At 50.7% G+C, this 25,005-nt stretch carries 26 protein-coding genes and 5 pseudogenes; 13 read left to right on the top strand and 18 right to left on the bottom strand.

Going from position 1 to position 25,005, the window contains the following annotated elements; translation table 11 throughout:
• Positions 1–194: 194 nt before the first annotated feature.
• Together DT73_RS20815 and DT73_RS20810 are read left to right on the top strand one after the other, a co-directional pair.
• Positions 195–1,904, top strand: a complete 1,710-nt coding sequence (locus DT73_RS20815; RefSeq protein ID WP_200874810.1) for a sugar hydrolase — start codon at positions 195–197, stop codon at positions 1,902–1,904.
• Between the two features lie 191 nt (positions 1,905–2,095).
• Positions 2,096–3,064 carry an IS5 family transposase gene (locus tag DT73_RS20810; RefSeq protein WP_084172340.1) on the top strand — a complete coding sequence of 323 codons (969 nt, stop codon included), beginning with the start codon at positions 2,096–2,098 and terminating at the stop codon, positions 3,062–3,064.
• Between the two features lie 136 nt (positions 3,065–3,200).
• Here DT73_RS20810 and DT73_RS20805 read toward each other — a convergent pair whose 3' ends face one another.
• Positions 3,201–4,094 carry a LysR family transcriptional regulator gene (locus DT73_RS20805; protein ID WP_036114540.1) on the bottom strand — a complete coding sequence of 298 codons (894 nt, stop codon included), beginning with the start codon at positions 4,092–4,094 and terminating at the stop codon, positions 3,201–3,203.
• A gap of 102 nt (positions 4,095–4,196) precedes the next feature.
• Here DT73_RS20805 and DT73_RS20800 point away from each other — a divergent pair, with 102 nt between their 5' ends.
• Positions 4,197–4,526, top strand: coding sequence for a YciI family protein (locus tag DT73_RS20800; protein ID WP_036114537.1), 330 nt, complete (start codon positions 4,197–4,199; stop codon positions 4,524–4,526).
• A 151-nt stretch (positions 4,527–4,677) separates the two neighbouring features.
• Here DT73_RS20800 and DT73_RS20795 read toward each other — a convergent pair whose 3' ends face one another.
• Genes DT73_RS20795 through DT73_RS20780 form a run of 4 tightly spaced genes read right to left on the bottom strand, consistent with a single transcriptional unit; the run spans position 4,678 to position 7,732 of the window.
• On the bottom strand, positions 4,678–5,235 hold the full coding sequence (locus tag DT73_RS20795; protein WP_036114536.1) for a flavin reductase family protein: 558 nt from the start codon (positions 5,233–5,235) through the stop codon (positions 4,678–4,680).
• Between the two features lie 58 nt (positions 5,236–5,293).
• A complete protein-coding gene (locus tag DT73_RS20790) occupies positions 5,294–6,151 on the bottom strand; it encodes an SDR family oxidoreductase (protein WP_036114535.1) in 858 nt (285 codons plus the stop codon).
• A 35-nt stretch (positions 6,152–6,186) separates the two neighbouring features.
• Positions 6,187–6,954, bottom strand: coding sequence for an SDR family NAD(P)-dependent oxidoreductase (locus tag DT73_RS20785; protein ID WP_036114534.1), 768 nt, complete (start codon positions 6,952–6,954; stop codon positions 6,187–6,189).
• A gap of 34 nt (positions 6,955–6,988) precedes the next feature.
• A complete protein-coding gene (locus DT73_RS20780) occupies positions 6,989–7,732 on the bottom strand; it encodes an SDR family oxidoreductase (RefSeq protein ID WP_036114533.1) in 744 nt (247 codons plus the stop codon).
• Positions 7,733–7,929: 197 nt separating this feature from the next.
• Here DT73_RS20780 and DT73_RS20775 point away from each other — a divergent pair, with 197 nt between their 5' ends.
• Positions 7,930–8,874, top strand: a complete 945-nt coding sequence (locus DT73_RS20775; RefSeq protein ID WP_051691497.1) for an AraC family transcriptional regulator — start codon at positions 7,930–7,932, stop codon at positions 8,872–8,874.
• A 327-nt stretch (positions 8,875–9,201) separates the two neighbouring features.
• Here DT73_RS20775 and DT73_RS20770 read toward each other — a convergent pair whose 3' ends face one another.
• Positions 9,202–9,717: a hypothetical protein gene (locus DT73_RS20770; protein ID WP_369792657.1), complete on the bottom strand. Its 516-nt coding sequence runs from the start codon at positions 9,715–9,717 to the stop codon at positions 9,202–9,204.
• A gap of 17 nt (positions 9,718–9,734) precedes the next feature.
• Between DT73_RS20770 and DT73_RS20765 the strand changes: the two genes are divergently transcribed.
• Positions 9,735–10,106 (top strand): Rrf2 family transcriptional regulator, encoded by a 372-nt coding sequence (locus DT73_RS20765; RefSeq protein ID WP_235234560.1) that lies wholly within the window; start codon positions 9,735–9,737, stop codon positions 10,104–10,106.
• 55 nt (positions 10,107–10,161) lie between these two features.
• On the opposite strand, the pseudogene DT73_RS20760 reads toward DT73_RS20765, so the two are convergent.
• From DT73_RS20760 to DT73_RS20745, 5 genes and pseudogenes are all read right to left on the bottom strand, one after another.
• Positions 10,162–11,034: pseudogene (locus DT73_RS20760) on the bottom strand (efflux RND transporter permease subunit); the annotation flags it as partial.
• A gap of 29 nt (positions 11,035–11,063) precedes the next feature.
• A pseudogene (locus DT73_RS20755) lies at positions 11,064–11,447 on the bottom strand (transposase); the annotation flags it as partial.
• A complete protein-coding gene (locus DT73_RS25735) occupies positions 11,416–11,628 on the bottom strand; it encodes a transposase (protein WP_235234569.1) in 213 nt (70 codons plus the stop codon). The pseudogene DT73_RS20755 and the gene DT73_RS25735, both read right to left, overlap by 32 nt.
• An 86-nt stretch (positions 11,629–11,714) precedes the next feature.
• Positions 11,715–12,092, bottom strand: a complete 378-nt coding sequence (locus DT73_RS20750; RefSeq protein WP_036114526.1) for an MFS transporter — start codon at positions 12,090–12,092, stop codon at positions 11,715–11,717.
• Positions 12,093–12,353: 261 nt separating this feature from the next.
• Positions 12,354–13,019: pseudogene (locus tag DT73_RS20745) on the bottom strand (transposase); the annotation flags it as partial.
• 138 nt (positions 13,020–13,157) lie between these two features.
• Here DT73_RS20745 and DT73_RS20740 point away from each other — a divergent pair.
• The 3 genes from DT73_RS20740 to DT73_RS20730 all read left to right on the top strand — a co-directional run bounded on the left by DT73_RS20740 (position 13,158) and on the right by DT73_RS20730 (position 14,243).
• The gene (locus DT73_RS20740) at positions 13,158–13,370 is read left to right on the top strand and encodes a hypothetical protein (protein ID WP_036114524.1); all 213 of its coding nucleotides are present in this window, start codon (positions 13,158–13,160) and stop codon (positions 13,368–13,370) included.
• A 121-nt stretch (positions 13,371–13,491) separates the two neighbouring features.
• Positions 13,492–13,770 (top strand): DUF1778 domain-containing protein, encoded by a 279-nt coding sequence (locus tag DT73_RS20735; RefSeq protein WP_004902250.1) that lies wholly within the window; start codon positions 13,492–13,494, stop codon positions 13,768–13,770.
• Positions 13,761–14,243, top strand: coding sequence for a GNAT family N-acetyltransferase (locus DT73_RS20730; RefSeq protein ID WP_036114515.1), 483 nt, complete (start codon positions 13,761–13,763; stop codon positions 14,241–14,243). The genes DT73_RS20735 and DT73_RS20730 overlap by 10 nt, the downstream gene beginning before the upstream one ends.
• A gap of 109 nt (positions 14,244–14,352) precedes the next feature.
• Here the strand turns inward: DT73_RS20730 and DT73_RS20725 are convergent.
• The 3 genes and pseudogenes from DT73_RS20725 to DT73_RS20715 all read right to left on the bottom strand — a co-directional run bounded on the left by DT73_RS20725 (position 14,353) and on the right by DT73_RS20715 (position 17,257).
• A protein-coding gene (locus tag DT73_RS20725) for an IS1 family transposase (protein WP_235234559.1) occupies positions 14,353–15,050 on the bottom strand; the annotation gives its coding sequence in 2 pieces (ribosomal slippage) (positions 14,353–14,801 and positions 14,801–15,050; 699 coding nt in all).
• 223 nt (positions 15,051–15,273) lie between these two features.
• Positions 15,274–16,650: pseudogene (locus DT73_RS20720) on the bottom strand (ABC transporter substrate-binding protein); the annotation flags it as partial.
• 121 nt (positions 16,651–16,771) lie between these two features.
• Entirely contained in the window at positions 16,772–17,257 is a 486-nt protein-coding gene (locus tag DT73_RS20715; protein WP_036114509.1) for a HEPN family nuclease, read from the bottom strand.
• A 273-nt stretch (positions 17,258–17,530) separates the two neighbouring features.
• Between DT73_RS20715 and DT73_RS20710 the strand changes: the two genes are divergently transcribed.
• From DT73_RS20710 to DT73_RS20700, 3 genes are all read left to right on the top strand, one after another.
• Positions 17,531–17,785, top strand: coding sequence for a hypothetical protein (locus tag DT73_RS20710; RefSeq protein ID WP_036114505.1), 255 nt, complete (start codon positions 17,531–17,533; stop codon positions 17,783–17,785).
• Positions 17,786–17,835: 50 nt separating this feature from the next.
• Complete coding sequence (locus DT73_RS20705; protein WP_051691502.1) at positions 17,836–18,354, top strand: hypothetical protein; 519 nt, start codon at positions 17,836–17,838, stop codon at positions 18,352–18,354.
• 115 nt (positions 18,355–18,469) lie between these two features.
• Entirely contained in the window at positions 18,470–18,823 is a 354-nt protein-coding gene (locus DT73_RS20700) for a hypothetical protein (RefSeq protein WP_036114497.1), read from the top strand.
• 61 nt (positions 18,824–18,884) lie between these two features.
• On the opposite strand, the gene DT73_RS26295 is transcribed toward DT73_RS20700, so the two are convergent.
• Entirely contained in the window at positions 18,885–19,088 is a 204-nt protein-coding gene (locus tag DT73_RS26295; protein WP_036114630.1) for an Hha/YmoA family nucleoid-associated regulatory protein, read from the bottom strand.
• Between the two features lie 401 nt (positions 19,089–19,489).
• Between DT73_RS26295 and DT73_RS20690 the strand changes: the two genes are divergently transcribed.
• The gene (locus DT73_RS20690; protein WP_084172339.1) at positions 19,490–20,266 is read left to right on the top strand and encodes a TraX family protein; all 777 of its coding nucleotides are present in this window, start codon (positions 19,490–19,492) and stop codon (positions 20,264–20,266) included.
• A gap of 78 nt (positions 20,267–20,344) precedes the next feature.
• On the opposite strand, the gene DT73_RS20685 is transcribed toward DT73_RS20690, so the two are convergent.
• Both DT73_RS20685 and DT73_RS20680 read right to left on the bottom strand, forming a co-directional pair.
• The gene (locus tag DT73_RS20685) at positions 20,345–21,202 is read right to left on the bottom strand and encodes a hypothetical protein (RefSeq protein WP_036114490.1); all 858 of its coding nucleotides are present in this window, start codon (positions 21,200–21,202) and stop codon (positions 20,345–20,347) included.
• 1 nt (position 21,203) lies between these two features.
• Positions 21,204–22,685: a GIY-YIG nuclease family protein gene (locus tag DT73_RS20680; protein WP_036114471.1), complete on the bottom strand. Its 1,482-nt coding sequence runs from the start codon at positions 22,683–22,685 to the stop codon at positions 21,204–21,206.
• Positions 22,686–22,865: 180 nt separating this feature from the next.
• Between DT73_RS20680 and DT73_RS25965 the strand changes: the two are divergent.
• Positions 22,866–23,063, top strand: a pseudogene (locus tag DT73_RS25965) (Tn3 family transposase); the annotation flags it as partial.
• 953 nt (positions 23,064–24,016) lie between these two features.
• Here DT73_RS25965 and repA read toward each other — a convergent pair.
• Positions 24,017–24,904: a plasmid replication initiator RepA gene (gene repA / locus DT73_RS20675; RefSeq protein ID WP_036114466.1), complete on the bottom strand. Its 888-nt coding sequence runs from the start codon at positions 24,902–24,904 to the stop codon at positions 24,017–24,019.
• Positions 24,905–25,005: the final 101 nt, after the last annotated feature.

The raw sequence follows: 25,005 nt of genomic DNA, 5'->3' as shown, positions 1-25,005 counted from the left end.
GCACTATGAATAATTTTGAGTCACCATTGTATTTTTTATATTAGCTTCATTTTAATTACAACCTCCAATCTTACTTTTTGATACCCAAAACAAAATTTTTAATATTGACTACAATGGTTATTTTGTTATGGTGAATATATATCTATTTTAGGCGTCTCATCTTTTGATGAAGATTATCACCTTTGGTTTTTAAGATGAAATTATTAAGAGGATTAGATTTGAACAGGCGAGATCTTATTATTAAAACGGCAGTCATGATTACATCGTGTGGTTTGCTTTTAAAAAAAGCAGATTCCAAAGAATCAACTAAGCTTAGTAAGCCGATGATTTCTGGCTCGCGCCTTAAGGAATATAATAACCTTGAGTGGATCAGCATTGCAGAAAGATTGAAACCGACGCTTATTGAAAGTACTGTACAGGCTGTACAGCTAGTAAATGGTGTTAGCGACAAAAATAATATTTTACAATATAAAATGGTTTCTGATGAAACACGATCATTGAAATCAATTAGTGAGACTCCAGTCAATGCTGGTGATTTTTTTATCGTCGAATTTCCACATCATGTAACAGGATTTTTAACTTTTAATATGGACTGGGTTGGTAGAGGAAATGATGCGCCTACCAGATTAAGATTGATTTTTGGTGAAGTCCCAAGTGATGTACTGGAACCATTGTATCCATATAATGGAACTTTGAGTGCATCATGGCTACCTGATGAAATTATAAATATAGACCATCTTCCGGATGAGGTCACCATTTCGAGACGTCATGCATATAAGTATGTGAAAATTGAGGTTATGTCGGGTTCTAAAAATTTTGGTATAATATTTAGTAACATTCATACTATCGCAGTTAGTTCCGCAGGTGAAGACAAACAAACAAATATTTTAGGTCTTTCAGAAAAATGGAAAAAAATAGAAAAAATAAGTCTGAGAACATTACATGAGTGTATGCAGACCACTTTTGAAGATGGTCCACGACGCGACCAACGTTTATGGTTAGGCGATTTAAGGCTACAAGCGCTGACAAACTATCTCAGTTTTAAAAATAACAACCTTGTTAAAAGGTGTCTATATCTTTTTGCCGGACTAACAAATAGTGATGGCTTTGTTACGGCATGTGTTTACGAAAAACCCACTCCCACCGCCGGGGAAGGAGTCATGCTAGACTATGCTGCGTTATTTGGCCCAACACTTGCAGACTATTATTTTGCAACAAACGACCGTCAAACACTTGAACATTTATTACCCGTTGCATTGAAGCAAATTACCTTAATAACGGAACGATATGTAAATAATGATGGGGTTGTTCAAATTCCTGATAGACCATTCACTTTTATCGACTGGCAGGATGGATTGGATAAACAAGCATCAATGCAGGGGTTAATGATTTATTGTTGTCGACGAGTTAAGAGTTTGACGGAACTGGTTGGAGATAATTCCTCAAGTGCAAAGCTGGATAGTTTGATTCAACATATGACGAATGCTGCAACGCGTTATTTATGGAAATCAGATTCCAAATTATTCGTCAGTGGGCCAAATTCACAAATATCCTGGGCGTCACAAATTTGGATGGTGCTAGCTGGTATTGTTGACAATCAGACGGGAAAGGATTTATTGCAGAGGGTCATGAAAATGCCCAAGGCAATAACTCCACTTACTCCATACCTTTATCATCATCTTGTGTCGGCTTTTGTAACAATAGGGGACAAACAAGGTGCGCAGGATGTTGTGCTTGGATACTGGGGAATCATGGCAGAGTACGGGGTTGATACCTTCTGGGAAGCCTTCGATCCACATAATCCGAAAGCATCTCCTTATGGCGCGATGCAAATCAATAGTTATTGTCATGCATGGAGCTGTACACCTGCTTACTTTATCCGTTCATTGTTCACCAGACCTTAATCTTGGACTGACTCTACACTGTTTCTTCTCAATATCGGTGCCAAGCTAAATCAGAGAACCCGACATTTTTCAGACTTCGGATAAATTCATCTGAGGTCCGATTCGATTATTCAGGAATTCATGAGGCTGATCGTTATTGTATTCCATCAGTCAGAGTTCGGCCTTGTTGAATAAATCGAACTTTTGCTGAGTTGAAGGATCAGATCACGCATCTTCCCGACAACGCAGACCGTTCCGTGGCAAAGCAAAAGTTCAAAATCACCAACTGGCCCACCTACAACAAAGCCTTCATCAACCGTGGCTCCATAACTTTCTGGCTGGATGATGAAGCGATTCATACCTGGTATGAGTCGGCAACGCCTTCATCACGGGGAAGACCTCAGCGCTATTCTGATCTCGCCATCACCACCGTTCTGGTCATTAAACGCGTATTCGGGCTGACCCTGCGGGCTGCACAGGGTTTCATGGACTCCATTTTTAAACTGATGAATGTTCCGTTGCGCTGCCCGGATTACACCAGTGTCAGTAAGCGGGCAAAGTCGGTTAATGTCAGTTTCAAAACACCCACCCGGGGTGAAATTGCGCATCTGGTGATTGATTCCACCGGGCTGAAGGTCTTTGGTGAAGGCGAATGGAAAGTCAAAAAACACGGCAAAGAACGCCGTCGTATCTGGCGAAAGTTGCATCTGGCAGTTGACAGCAAAACACATGAAATCATTTGCGCAGACCTGTCGCTGAACAATGTGACGGACTCAGAAGCCTTCCCGGGTCTTATCCGGCAGACTCACAGAAAAATCAGGGCAGCATCGGCAGACGGCGCTTACGACACCCGGCTCTGTCACGATGAACTGCGGCGTAAGAAAATCAGCGCCCTTATCCCTCCCCGAAAAGGTGCGGGTTACTGGCCCGGTGAATATGCAGACCGTAACCGTGCAGTGGCTAATCAGCGAATGACCGGGAGTAATGCGCGGTGGAAATGGACAACAGATTACAACCGTCGCTCGATAGCGGAAACGGCGATGTACCGGGTAAAACAGCTGTTCGGGGGTTCACTGACGCTGCGTGACTACGATGGTCAGGTTGCGGAGGCTATGGCCCTGGTACGAGCGCTGAACAAAATGACGAAAGCAGGTATGCCTGAAAGCGTGCGTATTGCCTGAAAACACAACCCGCTACGGGGGAGACTTACCCGAAATCTGATTTATTCAACAAAGCCCTCAATCAACTGTGTGAGTCTGACAGTAAGCAATGACACCTGAGGCAGCGATGATAGTTCTTTCAGAACTTCCAAGGTAATTAGCTAAGATAATCAATCATTTCGTCAATAAATACCTGATACCTGCTTTCATTTACCCGTGAAGGGTCGTAGAGCAAATGCATTTCCCGTGAGGGAATAGTGAAGTTCTCCAGGACAGGAACGAGTTTTTCCCTGTTGATAAGTCGCCTGAGCTCTTTTTCATAACCAATCAGCACACCTGTGCCTCTTAATGCCGCCTCAAGGATTGCTCCCCAGTCGTTAATCGCCAGGCGAGAGTTTACCATCACTTCAGCAGGACCTTCAGTGCTGGCAAAAGGCCAGTAATGGGTTAACCCCGCAGACCAGGGTGCAAAAACCAGACACTCATGATGTTTCAGATCAGAAGGTTGTTCTGGATGACCGTACTTTGTCAGGTATTGAGGAGCAGCACATGCAATAAATCGGTATGCAGGCAACGGTTTTGCCGCAAGCCGGAGTTTCTTATCAAGCTCGCCGATTCGTATCACCAGGTCAAAATCTTCTGAAGCAGGATTAATAACGTCATCAGTAAGAACAAGTTCAATACGCATTTTCGGGTAGCGCTCAAGAAATGTGCTCAAAAAATCCACCAGGACATAACGGCCGAACGTTACCGGCGCATTCAGCCGCAGCGTACCTGCAAGAACTCCGCTCGTACTGCTTGCTTCCCGGTCAGCGCTGTCGATGGCCTGTAAAATTGTTTCACAACGCCTGTAGTACAGCGATCCTGCCGGCGTCAGGCTTTGCCTGCGCGTCGTTCGGTTAAGCAGGCGCGTTTCAAGCTGCTTCTCAAGTGTGGCGATATGGCGGGCCACCATCTGAGGCGACATACCGAGTCTGTCTGCGGCCGCGACAAAAGAGCCCGTCTGAACCACAACCACGAAGGCCCGCATTCCGGTAAGTTTATCCAGCATTCGTTACTCCTGGTTGTTTCAGAACTCAATATTGGCGAATTTTAAAAACTGCTAATACTTATTATGCTTATTTTTTGTCTCATGAACAGGACAGCGAAAACGATGCACATTTATATTGTCAGAATGGACCATCCGGACGGCCGCGGGTGGAATACCTTTGTGCGCGAGCATGTGATTTATCTGAAGGGTCTGATAGAACAGGGCAAACTGTTAGCGTCCGGTCCGCTCAAAAACACGCCACTGCGGGCGGGGTTTCTTATTTTCAGGGCTGAGACGCGCGATGAAGTCCAGTCCATGATCGGTGCGGACCCTTTTGCACGTGAAGGCCTTATTGCCCACCTTGATATCCAGCAATGGGACCCGTTGTTCGGGCAGCTCAGCAGTTACTCAAGCCATAATGCAAGCGGGGATTTGAAGGATTTAATTGATTAACCAATTGAGTTAAGAAAAATTTCTCTCAGTCTGCCGGATGATCCACATACAGGGTATGGGGAAGAGGAACGCCTGTATTCATGGCGATACATTTCCGGTATGTTCGGTAATGTATCGCCATTAACCAATTCTGGTTAGCATGGCAGAACATTCAATCCATCAGGTCGCGCCATTTTACCATCCTGTCACTGAGGTCAAGCGTCTCTCCGTCGACACTGAAACGGCCATCGCCCTGATGGTGGAGCAGGCGCAGTTCCTGCCATGCGCGGTCAAGCCAAATCCTCCGAACTTCCAGCACCCACAGGTTATAGCGCCGCACCTGTCGGTCATCCACCACTCTGCACTCCAGGTTAGCCACGCATTCATCTATCAGAGGCGCACTGACCGATTGCGCGACAACGGGGGTCAGGCCGAAACGCGCAAATTTGTCGTCTGTTTCTCCCGAGCAATTACCGATGTCCACAACGGCCTTTGCCATCCCGGCTGGCGGTACAGCCAGAACACATTCCCCGGTATCTGACAACGCCTGATAGCTGTAATCCCAGGGGCCGATAATCACACCGACCAGCGGTGGGGCATGCTGCATCATCATGTGAAAACCTGCGGTCATCAGATTCGTTCGGCCATCTGTCCCCCTCGTGGACACCAGAATAACGGGACCAGCTTCAAGAATACGGTACGCTTTTTCCGCAGGTAGGCTGTCATGCATGAGATATCCTCCAGAAAGAAAATCAGGGACAGTGTGGTTCACATGTCCCCGGGGGTTATTACTCTTCAAAATCCGTGGCGTCTGACGCGCTTCGCCAGACATCAAGGTTCTGACTCACTGCATGCATTTTTTGTTCAGCGAGGGTGTTGGCAATCTTACCAGCAAAAAGATGCACGGGAGGGGCGTCAGCACTGGCCGCCTGCAGTATCAGAGAAGCGACTTTATCAGGATTGCCAGCCTGTTTGCCGTCCAGACCGTTCAGATGGAGGTCCAGCGAGGCCTGAGCTTCGGTATAGTCAGCGATTGTGCGCTGGGCCACGACCAGCGTCTCTTTCGACAGAAACCCGGTGCGTACCGGTCCAGGATAAACCACTGTGGCTCTGATGTTCAGCTCTGCCAGTTCGGCCGCCAGGGTTTCGGTCAGACCGGCCAGTGCGAATTTGCTGGCGACATAGCTGCCCCAGCCCGCGTAACCGCCCTGAAAGCCCACGATCGACGCCACGTTGAAGATATGGCCGCTGCGCCGCGTACGCATATGCGGCAGGGCATGGCGCAGAACATGCAGGGGAGCAAACACGTTAACATCAAAATTACGACGTAATTCGCTGTCGGTTAATGCTTCAATGGTGCCCTGCTGGCCGTAGCCTGCGTTGTTGACCACACAGTCAATGCGCCCGAAGGCGGCAATGGTGCTGTCGATGGCTTTTTGAACGCTGGCTTCGTTCACCAGGTCCACCTCCAGCGCCAGCAGTCGCGCGTTATCGTCGCCGAATGCCTGACGCAGACTGGTCAGGGTGCGGGAGGTTGCGGCTACGGCATCGCCTCGCGCCATTAACTGGCGTGCCAGCGAAAGGCCAATACCACGAGCAGCGCCGGTGATAAACCAGACTTTTGCAGGGGAGGTTTGTTGTTGCATTGATGAAGACTCCTGTTGTTGAAAAATGAATTGCATTACTGAATGGCGACACTCATGCCACCGTCGGCCATAACTACTGCGCCGACAATGTAACTGGCCCTGTCTGACGCCAGAAAGGCGGCGACTTCTGCGATTTCATCGGGGTGGGCTGCACGACCAACAGGCGCTTTACGACCATGCTCTGCCAGATATGCCTGCCCGTCGGGCTGGATTGTATTCGTGATGTTTGTCACCGCATCTCCGGAGCCGACTGCATTAACACGAATACCGTGAGTGATAGCTTCCAGCGCGAGTGTACGGGTTAACTGTGCCAGCGCCCCCTTGGAAGCTGCATAGGCGGCGATACCGGGAAAAGACTGATAACAGGCGTAAGAACCAATATTAACGATTGCACCCGATTTTGCCGCCATCATTGGGCGCATGGCTTCCCTTGAGAAAAGGAATGCGCCCGTGGCATTAACAGCCATGACCTGGTTCCATTCCCTGAGCGTCATTTCTGCCACCGGCTGGTTGATGATGATGCCAGCGTTGTTGATTAATACGTCGAGGCGACCGAACTGTTCTGTTGCAGTCCGCACAGCCAGTTCCGCACTGGCTTCCTGAGTCACGTCGGCGACAACGGGGACAATGCCTTCACGTGCTAGCGCATTGACATTATCCCCCCGGCCAACTGCGACGATACGTGCGCCCTGGCGGTGCAACAGTTCGACGGTCGCCAGGCCGATACCGCTGGCGGCACCGGTGACGATCGCAACACGGCCTGCAAAGGGCATACCCCTGGAAAAAGAGTCTGACTCTGACATGAACACTCCTTAATAAATGAAAACATGTTTACGGTTAATGAGGACTGGCCACAGGACGGACGATGAGTTCGCTGATATCTACGCCAGCGGGTTGTTCGATGGCATAGGCGATTGCCTGCGCCACGGGCTCCTGAGGTAAGGCGATGCGCCGGAATTCGCGCATGGCAGCCCGGGCTGTTTCGTCCGTAATATGATCGGCAAGTTCTGACTCGACCACTCCCGGGCTGACCAGCGTCACCCGGATCGCATCGGTCTCCTGCCGAAGCCCGTCAGAAATAGCGCGCACGGCAAACTTGCTAGCGCAATAGACAGCGGCTGTGGGCGAGACCGTATATGCGCCTGTGGAGGCAATGTTAATAATGTGACCATAACCCTGCTCCTGCATGATCGGCAGGACGGCGGCTATCCCGTGCAGAACGCCCCGTACATTGACATCCAGCATGCGGTTCCACTCTTCGACCTTCAACGCTGCCAGCGGTGAGAGTGGCATAACGCCAGCGTTATTTATGAGCGCGTCAATGCGTCCGTGCTTCTCCAGCGCCCTGGCTGCGATGCGTTGCAAATCTTCTGGTCGCGTGACGTCAATTGCCATGGCATCAACATTACCCCCCGTTGCCCGCAACTCTGTCGCCAGTGCGGTCAGTTTTTCAATACGTCTGGCACCGATAAACAAATGATGACCCTTCCGGGAAAGATGACGCGCTGTGGCCTCACCTATACCACTACTGGCACCGGTAAGAATGACCACCTTAGACGTTTCTGATACCACTGTTTTCATCACTCCTCCTTGCCTGTCCCCGGGCGGGACAGGGAATGTCATTGGAATATCAAACAGGCAGGTATCATAAAGAGAGGGCACTTACGACGACAGGCCTGACACTCTTGCATCATTGCCTAATCCTATTTTCTTTATTGATTTTTAAGCATGCAGGGGGTGAAAATATAATCATTAAATTCAATTATCAGGTCTGCTGTATGCCAGAAAGATTGCCCTCCATATCTCAACAGTCCGAAATGGCGGCTATGATTTGCCAGCTCGCCCCTCATGAAGGTCACACCCGTACGTTGCTGGATGGCGTGCGTCTGATGCGTGCTGACGGCGCGCTGGGGCGTACCCCCGTGTTGTACGAACCAGGCATTGTTATTGTCTGTCAGGGGCACAAAAGAGGTTACCTGGCCGACAGGGTTTACCACTACGACCCGTTGCACTACCTGGTGCTGTCAGTACCTCTGCCATTTTCAAGTGAGACAGATGCCAGTCCGGCAGAGCCTTTGCTTGCTGTATCCATTCGTCTGGATATGACAGCGGTGGCAGACCTGGTTGTGGCTGTCGATCACCATGCCACTGCATCAGGTTCACCCGTTGGCATTGTCTCCACACCACTTGACGACACGCTGGCAGATACAACAGTTCGTCTTCTGAAGGTATTATTTTCACCACTTGAAGCGCGGGTTCTGGGGCCGGGGATTGTGCGGGAGCTGATTTTTCGTGTTCTGCTGGGTGAACAGGGCGGAGCCATTCGTGCTGCGCTGGCCTGTCATGGCAACTTTGGACGTATTGCGCGTACGTTACGGCGTATCCACCTCGATTACGCCCGGCCACTGGATGTGGCTTCACTTGCGCACGAAGCTGGCCTGAGCGTACCGGCTTTTCATGCGCATTTCAAAGCCGTTGCGGCGACTTCCCCCATTCAGTACATCAAGTCAGTGCGTCTTCATCAGGCGCGACTGATGATGATACGGGATAACGTTACTGCAGCAGGGGCAGCAGCGCGGGTCGGCTACGAAAGTGCGTCGCAGTTCAATCGGGAGTTCAAAAGACTGTTTGGTCGAAGCCCCGGAGAGGAGACACGTAAAATGCGCACAGCATTCGCACTGATGGAACCTGCGCAACTCGAAGCAGCGACGTCGACACACTAATCTGCAACTGTCGATATTCATGCGCAAACGTTCACTGCAAACCGGACTGAGACGCCAGGACGCTAACAGTTCATGCTGATATTAAGTTTATCTGAATAACCTGTGGGATTTTCGTTCGTAACAAAAATGTCAGCAACACCTGCCGGCACATCAACACCGGCAGCCAGAACCAGTTTGTACCTGTACCTCTGTGAGCTGCGTGGAAGACGAATGTAAAAACATCGCAAAACCTGGTGCGAAAGCGTAAAGCAGTCGTGCCATTTATATGCACAGATTGCCGGGCTAACCGTCCTGCTTTCATCACCAGGTTTTCAGGCTCCGTTCGAGTTACAAACCCAGCTTGTCTTTCATTTCTTTTTCTTCAATCGCCTTGGCAATAGCGTTTCTCATCACTTTCAGAATGATCCCGCTGAACATGGCCGTTAAACCGATGGTAAAGAATGCCGTAACCGCAAGGTCAATTAACCAGAAGCCTGAATGAACAAGAACGGGCCTGTAAATTGCAACACCGGCAAAAACCACCCAGTGACTAAAACAATAAAAACAACTGAAAAGGTAGCCTATCATGGCATTTTTTTTGACCATCCATTCACGCAACGGGCGAAACATTTCCTGCTGTGTGACGGTGATTGAAATGCAACTGGACATCAGTGCAATGACGAGGCAGACCCATAACTGTTCTGACACATTTTCGAATGACATAAAAATACTCTCTGTATGGATATCATGTAATAGTATAAGATACATGATATCCCGCCACTTATGCAACAACGAAAGTTTCATAAGAGATTCCGCAGCAAACAGGATTAAAAATGAGAAAAGACCACCGGCTGTCCCGTGCATTACACGTGCTGATACATATGGATAAAATCCGCGATCCCGTTACCTCCGAAGATATAGCCTCGATGATTAATACGAATCCGGTTGTGGTCAGACGCCTTTTCCAGGGGCTCAAACAGGCGGGTATCATTCATTCTGAAAAAGGGCATGGAGGTGGCTGGACACTCCAGAAACCTCTCGGAGACATCACTCTCCTTCAGGTTTTCCACGCTATTGGCAGCACTGAACTTTTTTCAATAGGCTGGGCGACTGAGCATGACAAATGCCAGATAGAGGATGCAGTTAACAATGAAATAAGTGATACGCTTGAAGAGGCGAGATGTCTGATTACGAACCGCTTTGCTGAACTTACTCTTGACAGGCTTGTGCCGGAAGTCCTTAAACATAAATAAATTCAACAGCCGGGCATCATATAGTGTCCGGCTGTTGAAAGGTCATCATGAATTTTTAGTCTGAAGCCTGTTCTGTTACCGGCCGTTCCTCAGGCGCGTCCGGTAATGAGGCCGAGTGCAAAGGTTTCCCGGATATTTGTCGGGCTAACAGGTAGAACACGGGGGTCATAAACAAGCCCAAAAGGGTGACGCCAAGCATGCCAGAGAATACCGATATCCCAATTGCCTGACGCATCTCAGCGCCAGCGCCATGCGATACCATCAGCGGGATTACGCCCATGATGAATGCCAGTGAGGTCATCAGAATTGGACGCAGCCTGAGACGGCATGCCTCTTTCACCGCGTTAAAGGCAGACTTACCTGAAAGTTCAAGCTCACGGGCAAATTCAACAATTAGAATGGCATTTTTAGATGCCAGCCCGACCAGAACGATAAATCCAATCTGTGTAAAGATATTATTGTCCCCATCTGTAAGCCACACCCCGGTAAGCGCGGAAAGAATACTCATTGGGACAATCATAATGACAGCCAGCGGGAGTGTAAGGCTTTCATACTGGGCAGCCAGTATCAGGAATACCAGGAATACACAGAGTGGAAAAATCCAGACGGCACTGTTGCCTGCAAGGATTTGCTGGTAGGTCAGGTCTGTCCACTCATACTCTACGCCGGGTGGAAGCGTTTTCTTTGCTATACGTTCAATCTCTTCCATCGCCTGACTTGAAGAAAAGCCTGGAGCAGGCGCGCCACTGAGATCGACCGCTGTAAAGCCATTATAACGGGTAACCAGCTCAGGACCGTGTGTCGGCTCAATACGGGCTATGGCAGACAGCGGTACCATATTGCCATCGGCATTGCGGGTCTGTAGTTTCAGTATATCCTCCGGGGTCGCCCTGAATTCTGCGTCAGCCTGCATCCTTACCGTAAGCGTACAGCGAGAGCCGTATTGACGGGGATGCGTTATTCAGTTGGCAGTACTATGCGCCAGGGTAGCAGTTCGCTGACCCGGTTGACTGGCCAGTCGGCGATGACGTCAAGCACATAGCGGAGGTAGCCTTCTGGATCCATGCTGTTCAGCTTGCACGTCCCGATCAGGCTGTACAGCAGTGCACCCCGCTCACCACCGTGGTTAGAGCCGAAGAACAGCCAGTTCTTTCTCCCCAGACTGACCATCCGCAACGCATTTTCAGCGATGTTATTGTCCGCCTCGGCCCAGCCATCATCTGCATAGTATGTCAGCGCCGGCCACTGGTTTAGCGCATACGTGAACGCCTTCGCCAGCTCCGAGTGTCGCGACAGAGTTTTCATCTTTTCACGCAACCAGCTTTCCAGGGATTTCTGAAGAAGGTAATAGCAGCTTTCCCTCGCGCCACTGCTGGCGCCATTTAAAGAGCAGATTGGCATTAATGCCATTTTCAAGCGCCAGCTTTGAGATGGATATCCCGGGTTCGCAGGAGGCAGCAACGAGCTGTTGTTTAAACTCAGGAGAATAATTAGGGCAGCCTTTACGCCTGCCTGGAGTCATATTTTTCTGCATATCTGACACTTTGGTTCCCACTACTTATTGGTGGACACCACTTTGTCGGATGCTTCAGATTATGACCAGACGGTTTACGCTGTACGCTTACGATTTAGCTTCGCTGCGGTGCTTGCAGCTACAGCCAGGAATAATCCATGCCCGATGCCAGCCACAAAGCGTGCAACAACCATTGCGGAGAGTGTGGAAGCAAAAGCAGCCACGAAGCTCCCCAGGGTAAATACCAGAGCCGTCACGAGCATGACATTTTTTCTGGACCAACTGGCTGTTAGTGCGGTCAGGATTGGTGCAGAGAATGTTGCACCCAATGCATAGGCAGTGACAGTCGCGCCGACCTGTTCAACGGTGACATTTAGGCTCGAAGCCATGACATCGCTGAGTCCAATGGGTACAAACTCTGCCAGGCCCAGGGCAAATGCGCTCAGGGTGAAGATATACACAACAAAAGGCATGATCATTTCTCACATCATTTAAGGTTGGATGCGAGTTTAGAAAGACAGAAGGTATATTAAAAATAATGCATTTTATGCTTGGTATAGGATTTTCTATACATAGAGCATGCCACCGAAGCCATATAATGCGTGTCAACCCATAAAATAATCATGTCAGGATGTCTCTGGTTCTGAATGCTGCGCGCCCGGGGGATGTCTACTGTATGCGATACCTTTGACCAGTCGGTGGGAAAGTGATCTTGACCCGCCATCTCCGGACAGGTAAAGGGCTTCGTCCAGCGGCGCCATTAAACGGCAGCACGCATCCACCCAGTTGGAGAGCAGTGCGCGGCTCAGCTCCACCCCCTGACGGGTAAGGATTTCCGTCTGGCGGTACAGCGGCAGATGTTCACAGTATTTGGCTGTTAACACACGGGCCAGCAGACCCGGTCCGGCGATACCCCGCTCGACAGGACGTGACGGCGCGGGAGCTTCCACGATACCGTCACATTTTGTGCAGGTTTTTTTTACCCGCACTGTGCGGATCACTTTCAGGGCGCTGGCAACCAGCTCCAGCTGCTCCGCGCTGACTTCGCTGAGGTACGCCATTTCACCGCCACATGCCGGGCAGCAGGTTTCTTCCGGCTCCAGCCGGAGTATCTCACGGGGAAGATGTTCCGGAAGCGGACGACGGTGCCGGGACTGACGGAGCTGGCGGGGAACCTGCGGGTCGTCTTCCCGCCCACTGTAACGATCGCTCGCCTGTTCGCGCTGTTTCAGCAGCGCTTCGGCCTGTGCCACCTCGCGGCGCAGTTTTTCTATCTGAGCCCTCAGGTGTTCTATCTCCCGTTCGTCTTCCTCGATCTTTTCTTCAGCGCGGGTCAGCGCAGAGCGCAGGAAGGCCTCAGTCTCGGCAACGAGACTGAGCTGGCTGTCTTTCCGGCGAAGTCATAAATTTTTTGAGATCCCATCTCTCTGAGTGTGAATACCCGGCTTGTTCTCACGCTTATCACCGAAAGTGGCGAACTGGCCTGAGGGGCGAGCGCTTTAACAGAATTAACACCTACTATGTTATGGAGAAAATAAATGAGCATCGAAGCGAAGCAGTTTCTTACCGGCAGCGGCAGAGGAGTGCTGACAGATGATGGAAGACAGGGAATGGGAGCGGTTGCTGGTGTAGGTTCGTCAACCGAGAGAATGCAGGGTATCTTAGCTGCAGCGGTGTTTGAAAACTGCGGCCAACTGGACAACCAGCAGCTTGATGAAATTATCAGCTGGATACAACTTTATAAGTCCTGAAAGATGCATGATGATACAACGCGGCTCGTGTTTCTGATCGACGAAAGTGTGCCAGATTTGTATAGCGTTTCTATATACAAAGGCTATAATTGTGTATAAATATGCTACACATGAGGTATCTATGAAACCAGACGTTCGTGAAGCTCCGATTAATATCCGGGCCAAAACATCACAGCGTGACCTGATCGACATGGCCGCAAGCCTGGTCTCAAAATCACGGACTGATTTTATGCTTGAGGTTGCCTGCAGGGAGGCACAGGACATTCTGCTTGATCAACGCCTGTTCCTCCTCAATGACAATCAGTTTGAGGCGTTTATTGAAGAGCTTGACGCCCCAATAACGCCGGAGCGCCAGGCGCGAATCGATAACCTGATGAACCGCAAATCACCATGGGAATGAGAGCGCCTGAGTCCCTGACGTCTGAACATAACATCGCTGAGTTCTGCTGCCAGGAGCCTGCCCTTAATGAGTGGTTAAAGAAGAAGGCTCTCAGAAACCACAGTACCGGCATTTCCCGTGTCTATGTCGTCTGCGCAGAAAACACTAACCGGGTCATCGGTTATTATTGTTTATCTTCGGGTAGCGTCCACCGTAACACAGTGCCTGGGGCCTATAGACGCAACGCGCCTGATGTTATTCCAGTCATTGTTTTGGGACGGCTTGCCATCGACCAAGCCTGGTCCGGGAATGGGCTTGGTGCCGCACTTCTTAAGGATGCTATCTACCGTACGCAAAACATTGCCTTTCAGGTCGGGGTGAGAGCACTGGCCGTGCATGCGCTGAATGAAGAAGTTAAATGTTTTTACACCCGTTTTGGCTTTGAGCCTTCCATAGTCAACACGCTGACATTGTTATTCCCGATAAAAGTCTGAATGGTTTTCTGTGGTGAGTATGTACGTGAACGGCCAACAGTCTCTTACGATCGGACGTTTCTGGTGCGACTCGGAGTCCACGGCGTGCTGTTGAGGTAATGACTCCAACTTACTGATAGTGTTTTATGTTCAGATAATGCCCGATGACTTTGTCATGCAGCTCCACCGATTTTGAGAACGACAGCGACTTCCGTCCCAGCCGTGCCAGGTGCTGCCTCAGATTCAGGTTATGCCGCTCAATGCGCTGCGTATATCGCTTGCTGATTACGTGCAGCTTTCCCTTCAGGCGTGATTCATACAGCGGCCAGCCATCCGTCATCCATATCACCACGTCAAAGGGTGACAGCAGGCTCATAAGACGCCCCAGCGTCGCCATAGTGCGTTCACCGAATACGTGCGCAACAACCGTCTTCCGGAGCCTGTCATACGCGTAAAACAGCCAGCGCTGGCGCGATTTATCCCCGACATAGCCCCACTGTTCGTCCATTTCCGCGCAGAGGATGACGTCACTGCCCGGCGGTATGCGCGAGGTTACCGACTGCGGCCTGAGTTTTTTAAGTGACGTAAAATCGTGTTGAGGCCAACGCCCATAATGCGGGCGGTTGCCCGGCATCCAGCACCATTCATGGCCATATCAATGATTTTCTGGTGCGTACCGGGTTGAGAAGCGGTGTAAGTGAACTGCAGTTGCCATGTTTTACGGCAGTGAGGGCAGAGATAGCGCTGATGTCCGGCAGTGCTTTTGCCGTTACGCACCACCCCGTCAGTAGCTGAACAGGAGGGACAGCTGATAGAAACAGAAGCCACTGGAGCACCTCAAAAACACCATCATACACTAAATCAGTAAGTTGGCAGCATCACCAAGAAAGAGTGCAAGTATTCGGAACATAGTGAAGCCTGTATCAGGTAGAGTGAAAACTTATTTTGTCATGTGAACACTGTTATCGTCATCCCGTACCCTGAATCAAATAATGTGTCGTCTCAGAAGGTTATCTTCCTGACATCATGCAAAGCACAACCGAACTGCAGGTTACTCAGGCTCCATCCATGTTGATTTAAAATCGAACCAGCCGAGATTGTTCAGGTGGATCCCCTGAGCCTGCTCAGGCCCTTTCAGGCGCATCCAGTGATGGAACAGCGGCTGCAACCACCCCTCCCCCACCACATTTTGCACCAGTTGCTGAGAGGTCAACGTTTCTTCTCGCCACTGTCGCAACCACTGGTTGAAAATGACGGTATTGCCCCCGGAAATGTGGCCCTTTAACAAGGGCATACCCAACAACCATGCCCCTACATTCCATGCTTCGGGAACAGGAAAGTTGACTGTTCCCAGCCAGAGGTCCACTTTTACCTCTCCTGTGGCCCAGCGTTCGTACTCTAATTCGATGAGTTCGAGGTCGACGCCAGAATCGGCAAGAACATCTCTCATATCACCAGCCAACATCCGGTATTCAGGGTGCTGTGCGTGATAAGCTAACTTTAACCGGCAAGGTATTTTTGGCGGCTGCGATTGACCGGCATCCATACAGTGAAACCATGCAGGTAACAGGCTCCCTGTCGGCACCCAAAATTGTCGGATCGGCTCGATCAGTTTCTGTATTAACAGGTTCGGATTGAGCTTTTCGCGCAGCCAGCGTCGGTTTTCAATGCTCTGCCACTGGCTGGAGCGGCTGTCACAAAGCAAAAAGTACCCGCCGCGCTCAAGAAACATCTCGTTTGAAAGGTCAGACGGTTTACCTGTGAAATTAACCGCACGACCGGCAGCATAATCCACGTCACTAATGCTTGAACTCAGCCAAGCGGCAGACTGCCCGGGCACGGCATTAACTGCTGTCGATTTGGCCGGTTTATCACTTAATGACAGCGTGGCAAGATCAGCCCACATCAATACTTCCACCTCATCAAGCAAGGCCCGAAAGCCGAAATAGCGGTCATAGGCTTTTAGAAGCAGACGCCAGTCGTTATTTTCACTCACCTGATATGGTCCGGTGCCAACGGGATGTGCGGCAAAATCCGCACGCAAGGCGTGGTCGGCAGGCAAAATCAGCGCTGTCGGGTGAGACAATAAAAGCGGAAGTTGTGGGTCTGCCTGGCTGAGCTCAACCACTACACTCAGTGCACCGCCCTGACAGATACGCTGAATATGAGAGAAAAGCGGATTGCTCGCGCAGCGGGTCAACGATTCAACCACATCTTCGCTGGTCAGCTCCCGTCCGTCGTGAAACAACACACCTGGGCGCAAATAGAATCGCCAGTGCAGTTCGTCAACCTGACGCCATTGATGTGCGAGATCGGGCTCTAGTGTGCCAGTATTCTCATTGATACGGGTAAGCCCGTTAAAAATTTGTCTGACAAGATGCAGCTCCGAACGACGCAGCGGAGTGCCGGGGTAAAGATTAGGCATGGTGTGTCAGCAACACTGCTGAAAGCTCAGGTACAGTGCAACCAAATCCGGCCGACAGCGAAAGGAGAGCCTGATCCCGTGTTGAACAATCGAGAGTGAACATATTGAAGCGCTCCTACAGACCTCAGACGGCCGGAGTTGGCGCCTGTCGATGCCCCATATTGTTGAGCAGCAAAGACGCATAATATTTCAGAAAGGGCAAAAGCTCCGGAGCACTGAAAGTTGCATAGCCATCTCTTTCTCCACGGGCCTCCTTAAAAACAATACGGTTAACGAGGTGTTCGTCGGTGACTGACTCAATCTGGACACAGAAATGGGCCACGGAATTTCGCATTTTATGAATAAGCTCCCGCAGGTTCATTTCAGGCCCGGGCAACTGTGACTGATGCAACCCCATTTCGGCTTTAAGTTCTTGCGTTAAACGGGTGGAAGGAATGAAAGTAAACGCCCTCTCTTTAGGCAAAACAATAAGGCCCAGAAGGCAGTTCAGGGTCAGTGTGTAGTTGTACTGTTCCGGGAATGGCCAGCCTTCAATCATTATGTTGTACTGATCAATAAGCGCAAGGGTTCTCTGAACAAACTCAGTCTCAAAATCATAATAATTTCCCATTCAATCCTCCAGTCCCGATTTAAAAGCTCACTATACCATCCGGCCAGGCAGAGGGTTCAGGAGCAGCACTTCCGACTCTGGAGGTTTTCGGATCTGTGCGACAGGAAATCGGTACAGAATATGATTTTATGATTAATTAAATAAAATCATATTGGATATGATATTTGTAATTTATACATTAATCATATCTGATATTATATAACCATATTATTAGTAAATCATATTAGGTATAGTGTCAGCCCGGATTCAGTATTATCAGATGGAGTGTGCAGGATGGATAACGACGTGACGTTTTCACTCAGCTACGAGCTGCTTTTAGAGGTAACTGAAAACGAGATTAAAAGATGTGATCTCCGCCAGGGCACCGACCACTATGTCCAGGCGCTGACGAAAGCCCATGACTTGCTGCATTTCTGGCATACTCTCGTGATGCGTGGCTATCCGCTCCTGCCTGACGTTGAACGCGTGAACAGGGACTTTCAGTATCTGGCTTCACTCATGAAAGCCGGTAAAGGGGAGGACGCGTGACGGCAGAAAACGCCCGCCGGCCGTCGCCACTGCAGAAAAGGATACTGATTGTGCTGGCCGCCCTCGATGCAAAACGGCCGGGGCCAGTGGCCACGCGGGATATTGAGCGGGTGCTGGCGCAGGGCGGGGACGCCCCGGTGTACGGGCCAAACCTGCGGGCCTCCTGCCGCCGGATGGAAGTTGCGGGCTGGCTGCGCACCCTGCGCGCCCCGAACCTGCAGCTGGCCGTCGAACTGACGGATGCCGGCCGCAAGATTGCAGAACCGCTCTACCAGGAAGCACTCGATGCTGAAACTGCACGACAACGCCAGACAGAAGTCCGGTGTTTGCCATTACGCCAGACGGCTGCCAGTGACGCGGTGGCGTTGCAGCTCGGTGATGAACATTACACCCTCCGGGAAGCGGCTTATGTGGTCCGTCTGAACGGTACCACCTGTCTGCAGTTGACGGATGCCTGTGGCATACGCCAGATGAAGGAGGGAGATCCCCTGCAGGTGGCTGACTGGTATCAGGCCTGTTTTGATGCAGGCCTGCCGGTCACTATCCAGGTGAATGAGAGCCGGGACTGACCGCCACCACACCCACTGGTTATCGAACGCTTGCTCGTAATATGGCTGGGCAGGCGTGATTTAATGTAATTTCAGACTTAACTATCAAATTAACTACATGATTTTAAGGATAAAAATGGATTCTCTCTTAGCGATTTTAGGTGGGGTTGGTTTAGGTGCCATTTTAAAATCAATTGTGGATTATTTTTTAAATAAAAAATCTGGTAGCAATAAAACTCAATATGCTGAAACTTGTGACGCATATATCGGGATTCTTTTGGCGTTACATAAGATATCAGTCATAAAAAATCATGAGACATCTAAAGATTTTGGGCTTGCACACATGAAGGTCAGGCTATTTGGTTCAGACAAAGTTGCCAGTCTTATAAGTGAAGCTGTTTATACTGATGATGAAGCCAGGAAAAATGAAATTTTAGAAAAAGACATGATTGATGCGATGAAAGATGATTTACGTAGCAAAAGGACGTAATCAAACATCCTGTCTAAAAGGTGGCAAAATTTGGGCGGGTTCATTACGTCATCTCCACTGGTCAGCGCACATACTTCCAGGCCTCTTTGGGCACCCGGTCAAAAAAACGGTTCATGGCAATTTCTGCCCGCCGGTGGTCTGCCGCCTCCCGGAGGATAAACCGGTCATCCCCGGACAGTTTCATTTCCATATGTTCAGCCACTTTATCCAGATTGTCGGCAGATTTAATTTTTCGTAACTGCCTGACAAGATCCATTTTGTTCATATTACACCCCCGGTAATAAACACATTCAGATAATATATTATTTTCTATCTTAATATGGCTGTGCTGGCAATGTTTTATTGCTTTTATTATTAATGTAACACCTCCCGCGAAAACAGATACAATATTAAACACTTCTCTCCTTATATATTATCAATGTGCGCCGATAAATGATATTATTAAGGGAGGATAATACATGAATGACTTTCATATTTTGCGCCTGTGCCTTGCACAGGGAAATACACACCAGGCCCTGTTGATTTTACGGGATAAACGTGAGTCCGTTGCCAGAAAAATACTGGAAAAAGCCGGTGTCAGGGTTCCTTCCCTGTCCGGCCGGTTATTCTGGCACTGGGCACAGGACTATATTATCCGGGAATGCCGGCGCCAACTGGATTACCTGAATGCTGAACCTGCTCTCCCTGAAACCCCGTCCCCGGACACCGGTTCTGTCACTGGCTGCCACCCTGAGTCCCCGGGAACTGGACTGGGTGAAACTGGTGGCCCTGCTGGCGATGCTGGGCGACCATATCAACACCCTGTTTCTGTCCCCGTCACGGCCGGAGCTGTATGCCCTGGGACGGATGGCGTTTCCCCTGTTCACCCTGATGTGGGCCGTCAACCTGAATCGTCCGGGCAGGTCGCTGCAGGCCTGGGCAAACCGTTGCTGGCTGTGGGCGGTGGTGACACAACCCTGCTTCACCCTGGCCTTTTACGGTCTGGTGCCCTGGTACGCCCTGAACATCCTGTTTGTGTTCGCCGGCGTCACCCAGCTGCTGGCCCTGACAGACCGGGCGGGCCGGCGGGGAACCCTGACGGGGCTGGCCATTCTGGTGCTTCTGCTGTGGCCACTGACCCCGGCCAGTTACGGGCTGCAGGGGGTGGTACTGGCACTCTGTGCCGCACTGTATTTTCACCCCGGTCTGGTGCGTTACCGGCAGTGGCTGACCGGCGGCCTGTGCGTCTCCCTGCTGACCCTCAACGGGCTGTCGCTGTTGCCACAGTGGCCACTGGCCACCCTGGTGATGGCGGTCCTCCCCACGGTGATGCTGCCGTTGTGTGTCCTGACGGCCGTAACCGGGCAGTCACCGGATGGCCGGCGGTTTATGCCCCAGACGTTCTTTTGGTTGGCCTATGCCGGGCACCTGCTGCTGCTCGGGCTGGTCCGGCTGGTTATGTGAGGCGCATTGAATACCGTTTCTGATCGGTCTGGCGCAGCCCAGTCATCCCAGCGGATGATAGATGGGTAAATCTCGCCGTTAAATAACGCCGTTAAAACGCATCACTTCGATAACGACCAGTCCGGCGGCAAGAGCGCTAGTCGCAAACAGCAAGTAATCGCGCAGTCCTGCACGTTTTAATCGAGACGTCTTCTCTAATTCGCTGACCCGCGCTGCCATGCCTGTTGCGACGTTTTCCTGCAAGGTCAGCTTGTCCATCAGTAAGGCCAACTGTTGCTGGTACTGTTCCGCCTGCTCTTCAAGGGCCAGAGCCAGCTTCCCTGACTGTTGCCATTGCTCCTGCTGCTGTTGCTCGAATTTTGGGACAACCTGCTTCAGGAGGGCAAGCTGTATTGCGTGTTCATCCTGACCTGCCTGTAAACGTTGAAGCATCTCTTCCTGCTGCCAGCTCAATGACTGTAACCGGCTAATCTCCTCTTCATGTTCCTCGACACGCTGTGCCTGTTCCAGTTTGTCTTCCACCTGGGATTTCAGATGTTCAAGAATAGCCAGTGAGTTTTCACGGCTGCTGAGATCCAGCATCGTGTCGTTGTGTTTCAAGTCACGAATCGTATTCATTAACGCCAGATGGAACTCCTTCAGAACGATATTTTTTTCTGACTGGATTTGTAATAAACACTCGATCACTTCCTGGGTGATATTCAGACTGCCACCTAGGCTTGCAATCATCGCCGCTAAGTCAGTGTCATTTCTCGCGGTGAGACTGCCACCCCAACGCCCCAAAAAACCCCGATTATTGAAGTCATCTGCCGCTTTTTGTATCCCTTTACTTCTCTCTTGTTCCTCTTTCAGCTTTTTGCCTATTTCGTGGAGATTTTTTTTGAAACCAGCGATGCTGGAGTCTTTGTTCTTCTCAACAATCGTGACAACCGTCATATTACTGCGCTCCCAGCTTTTTAATCTCTTCGGCAAGAGAAAAGCGAGTCAGTCTGATGACATCATTGTTCAGTTCTGCCGTATGCTCCCGGGTTTCACTCATCAGATTCACCGTGCTACCTGCATATTTTTGCAGTTCAGCCACCATACCCACACTGCTTTCATGGTTAGCAATCAACTGCTGGAAAGCCTCCCGTCCTTTTGCGGTATAGGCAGGTTCTGTTGAGAGTATCAGGCTGACGGTTTTAGGGACGATATCGGCCAAAAGGTAACTGCTCAACCCAAATCCCATTGCGCACAGGGAGGCAGAAATATAAGGGGCAAAGGGAGCCAGTGGAGCAAAAAGAGCCACCATACCGGATTCAATTACCGGTTCTACCGCATCCCAGAACACCAGAGTCCCGCTGGTGATAATGACCTCAGAGACCTTATAGATGGTTTCTTCCCTGGTCATGGTTTTGCTACCCTTCATCAGTGAGAGTGCCGCCATGCCCAGATCATAGATATTTTTTGCTAACTGATAAATTTTCCCGATGGCCTGAGACAGTGCATTTAACACGAACTCGAATAAACCTCTAAGCAGATTTAACGGAGCTTTTATCAGGTTAACGATAACCTTCCATATTTTATCAAAAAAGCGTTTTAGACGGATTTTCACCTGCGCTTTCTGGGTGATAAACAGGTCAACAACTTCATCCTTCAATGCTTTAATCATCGTGGTACTGAGTGTTTCCAACACATCCCACCCGACATTTTTTAATGCCTCTTTCCCTGCGCCAAAGGCCAGACCTCCCGCCTCGTTTGCCGCATCTTTCATTTTTTTTGCTTCGATATTAGAACGCGTACCCTGTTCTGTGCACAGCTCTTCTTTCTTATTTACCGGGGGTTTCTCATTTTTTAAAATGTTAGCCTCGACCGCTGCTGCCGTCTCTGCCGAATCCATGACCATAAATTTGACGGTGCAGCCCTCTTCAAACTCCGCCGCCATTTTGTATTCTGTACCATTCTTTTTGGCGTTTTTATTTTCATTCAGATGCCCGGCATGCCACCGTTTCTGTAAATCCTTCGCATCGCCGATATACCGCACCTCACCGGCGCTGTCATAAACCACATAGACCCCCGGGGAATTTGGCACATCTTTCAGGCCTTCCGGCACACCATTCTTGATCGTGAACTGTCCATCAAACTTCATGGTGGAAATAGAGGAAATGCCATGAGTGAAACTTTTGCTTATCATTTCCTTCCACTGAACACCCCGATTCGCCACGGCAAGCACACTCGCAGACGACGTGGCGTTAAGCGTATCATCCACCGTTGTACTGAGGTTGGGGGCCTTGGCATTCGGTTGAGAATTTCGTTTATTACGAAAACCGCCGATCAGTTTTCGTGCAACATTATCAACGGTTTTATCAACAATACTGTTCAGCAGGGGGTTAAGAGTATTGAGTTCCGGGTATTCCTGAACCATGGTTGGTGATGACATAATGATGTGTCTCTCTGGCTGTGGTTGAAAGGCCTATTTCCACTCGAAATGCAACAAAATAACGAAAGCACCGGAATGGCAGGCTCCGAATGAACGTGTTCAGGTACGTTGCGGGTGATCAATCTGTTGATTTTATCTAGTTAGAGTTGATTCTACGTTGGAATCGTCAGCCATGCATCTATAGAAATAGTCATTGAGTCATTGAAACGAAAAGGCATCTCGATTAATGAGCAACTGGTATCTCATCTTTCTCTTCTGGGTTGGGAACATATCAATCTGAGTGGAGATTACGTCTGGCGTAATAATCTTAAGCTGGTGTCCGGGAAATATAGGCCATTACGCACAGTCGATGCCAAATTGTACAAAAAGCAGTCTTAACGTGGGAAAATTTCCATTTTCCAATACAGTACACTAAATGCTGCAGAAAGCACTCAAAGGTGAGTGTTGTTTTCGTTATGGACGGTTCATGAAAGGCGGCAGCACAGGTGTGACAGACTGCCCTGAACGTAAACCGCCGAAGCCCGGCACAGCCGGTACACCATCAAAAGGTTTCACCAATCGACCCCTCCACCCTGACAAGCCATACCCGCTTAAAGCCACGTAAAACTACCGGTACGCGGCCGGAGTGGTCACGGCTTTAGCCGTGGCGTATCTCCGCGTTATGCGCCCTGTTAAGGGCGCTTACGAGCGTGTTCTCCGGAACTCAACAGCCACACCACCTAAAGCAACACCAAAACCAACTAGTTACAACACCCTTCTGAAAGCGATGGTGTTCCGGGCCGGTGGCCCGGGGCGGCGGCGCTTTTCAGGGGGGAGAGGGGCACGATGGTGCAGGTACGGAAATTCTGTGGGTGTTCGTGGGCAGTTGTGCCTCAGAATGAAGGCTGCGGTGGCAGGTGGGTAAGGGTCTGGCTCTTTGCGTATGTTGTAACTATTTTGGTGTTGGGGCCCGCCACGCAGTGGTGGGAGGTGCATCTGCTTTTTTCTGAGCGGCGCGTCCGTCAGGACGCTGCAGGCGAAGGCCTTTTCCGCTGTTGGGGGTTGTCCACGTTATTCACAGATTCTGCGGCCTGTATAACTGTTCTTTATTGTTATATGAGGGGGTTATGTAGGTCTTGCGGTTAACGCCCGTGACAGTTGCCGCTAACCTCTCCTGCTTATTTGCAGTTAAGGGTGGATAACTTTTCCGGTCAGGTGAAACCGGGGGAACGGGTGTCAGAATGACGTCTGTCGGGTGGTCAGGCTGGCAGGGATTTGTACAGGAAGTGAACAGTGGCGGGATACGGACGCGGGGACGCCTCCGCCGTCAGGCGGATGGCTGAAAAGCAGGGTCAGTGAAGGGGCGGCGGTGTGCCGAAGTCCACCAGGTCGAGCTGGTACAGGTTGTCCCACACCATCTTCTCAAACCGTCTCGCGGGCATGTGCCGGGCTTCCGTGCCGTGGCGCCGCAGTATCCGGCTGGCCACTTCGCGCTTGCGCTCCTCAAACGGCAGGGATTTCATGCGCCGGCGGAATTTGCCGTCAGCCGCCCGGGTCCGGCGTGAAATCAGGGCATTCATCCGCGCATCTGCATACCAGTCCTTCCGCAGGCTCTCCGCATCCAGGCTCCAGTCCTCACGTTCGGTACGCAGGTTATGCAGCCGGTGTTCGCGGGCCTTATTCAGGTCGTCCTCACGCACCCCGAGTATCCGGAATCCTTCATCGGTCAGGGTGATGTAACGGGGCAGACGGGTTTTGTTGATGCTGTCCCAGTTATCCGCCAGGTCCGGCGGTGGCACGGCAATACCGGTACGGTAAAACAGCTGGATGGCATTGCTGATGCGCCGGGCCGTCACCGCCTGCGACTCCAGCACCTCACCGTGTTCATCCCGGGGACTCAGGGCTTCTGCCAGCTGGCCATAATTGAGGGTCACCACACCGGTGACAATGTTGGCATGATTCAGAAACGCCAGTGCCAGGGCATCGAACAGCCGCCGGGCCATGGCTGACATTCCGCGCCGGCGGTATGCCCTGATACGCTGCACCACCAGGGGGTGGGCAGACGGACGTATCCCGTCCGGTCGTTCAGGGCTGACCATACGGTTGACGGCAAACTGCAGCACACTGGGCAGTTTTTTGAAACCCGCCGGGCGGTGATACGCCGGGAACGGGCATTTGCAGACCGTGGAATGGGTACCACGGTGGCGGTTATCCGCGCGCTGAATTATCTGGTCAGTCACCCCACGCTGCACTTATGGCGGGGGTATATTGTGTTATGTTGAACATGCGTTATAATCCTTTGCAGGCAACGCGCCTGCTTTGGGCCCCCTGAACATCTGAT

This window comes from Mangrovibacter sp. MFB070, from assembly GCF_000705335.1.
In the GTDB taxonomy this organism is placed as follows: Bacteria; Pseudomonadota; Gammaproteobacteria; order Enterobacterales; family Enterobacteriaceae; genus Mangrovibacter; species Mangrovibacter plantisponsor.
Note: the sequence above shows the minus strand (reverse complement) of the source record. Positions and strands in the feature narration are given on the sequence as shown.

Coding starts and splice junctions, on each gene's coding strand:
- DT73_RS20815 (WP_200874810.1), top strand. CDS start 195: ATGAAATTATTAAGAGGATTAGATTTGAACAGGCGAGATCTTATTATT.
- DT73_RS20805 (WP_036114540.1), bottom strand. CDS start 4,094: ATGCTGGATAAACTTACCGGAATGCGGGCCTTCGTGGTTGTGGTTCAG.
- DT73_RS20800 (WP_036114537.1), top strand. CDS start 4,197: ATGCACATTTATATTGTCAGAATGGACCATCCGGACGGCCGCGGGTGG.
- DT73_RS20795 (WP_036114536.1), bottom strand. CDS start 5,235: ATGCATGACAGCCTACCTGCGGAAAAAGCGTACCGTATTCTTGAAGCT.
- DT73_RS20790 (WP_036114535.1), bottom strand. CDS start 6,151: ATGCAACAACAAACCTCCCCTGCAAAAGTCTGGTTTATCACCGGCGCT.
- DT73_RS20785 (WP_036114534.1), bottom strand. CDS start 6,954: ATGTCAGAGTCAGACTCTTTTTCCAGGGGTATGCCCTTTGCAGGCCGT.
- DT73_RS20780 (WP_036114533.1), bottom strand. CDS start 7,732: ATGAAAACAGTGGTATCAGAAACGTCTAAGGTGGTCATTCTTACCGGT.
- DT73_RS20775 (WP_051691497.1), top strand. CDS start 7,930: ATGCCAGAAAGATTGCCCTCCATATCTCAACAGTCCGAAATGGCGGCT.
- DT73_RS20770 (WP_369792657.1), bottom strand. CDS start 9,717: ATGCACGGGACAGCCGGTGGTCTTTTCTCATTTTTAATCCTGTTTGCT.
- DT73_RS20765 (WP_235234560.1), top strand. CDS start 9,735: ATGGATAAAATCCGCGATCCCGTTACCTCCGAAGATATAGCCTCGATG.
- DT73_RS25735 (WP_235234569.1), bottom strand. CDS start 11,628: ATGACTCCAGGCAGGCGTAAAGGCTGCCCTAATTATTCTCCTGAGTTT.
- DT73_RS20750 (WP_036114526.1), bottom strand. CDS start 12,092: ATGCCTTTTGTTGTGTATATCTTCACCCTGAGCGCATTTGCCCTGGGC.
- DT73_RS20740 (WP_036114524.1), top strand. CDS start 13,158: ATGAGCATCGAAGCGAAGCAGTTTCTTACCGGCAGCGGCAGAGGAGTG.
- DT73_RS20735 (WP_004902250.1), top strand. CDS start 13,492: ATGAAACCAGACGTTCGTGAAGCTCCGATTAATATCCGGGCCAAAACA.
- DT73_RS20730 (WP_036114515.1), top strand. CDS start 13,761: ATGGGAATGAGAGCGCCTGAGTCCCTGACGTCTGAACATAACATCGCT.
- DT73_RS20715 (WP_036114509.1), bottom strand. CDS start 17,257: ATGGGAAATTATTATGATTTTGAGACTGAGTTTGTTCAGAGAACCCTT.
- DT73_RS20710 (WP_036114505.1), top strand. CDS start 17,531: ATGGATAACGACGTGACGTTTTCACTCAGCTACGAGCTGCTTTTAGAG.
- DT73_RS20700 (WP_036114497.1), top strand. CDS start 18,470: ATGGATTCTCTCTTAGCGATTTTAGGTGGGGTTGGTTTAGGTGCCATT.
- DT73_RS26295 (WP_036114630.1), bottom strand. CDS start 19,088: ATGAACAAAATGGATCTTGTCAGGCAGTTACGAAAAATTAAATCTGCC.
- DT73_RS20690 (WP_084172339.1), top strand. CDS start 19,490: ATGCTGAACCTGCTCTCCCTGAAACCCCGTCCCCGGACACCGGTTCTG.
- DT73_RS20685 (WP_036114490.1), bottom strand. CDS start 21,202: ATGACGGTTGTCACGATTGTTGAGAAGAACAAAGACTCCAGCATCGCT.
- DT73_RS20680 (WP_036114471.1), bottom strand. CDS start 22,685: ATGTCATCACCAACCATGGTTCAGGAATACCCGGAACTCAATACTCTT.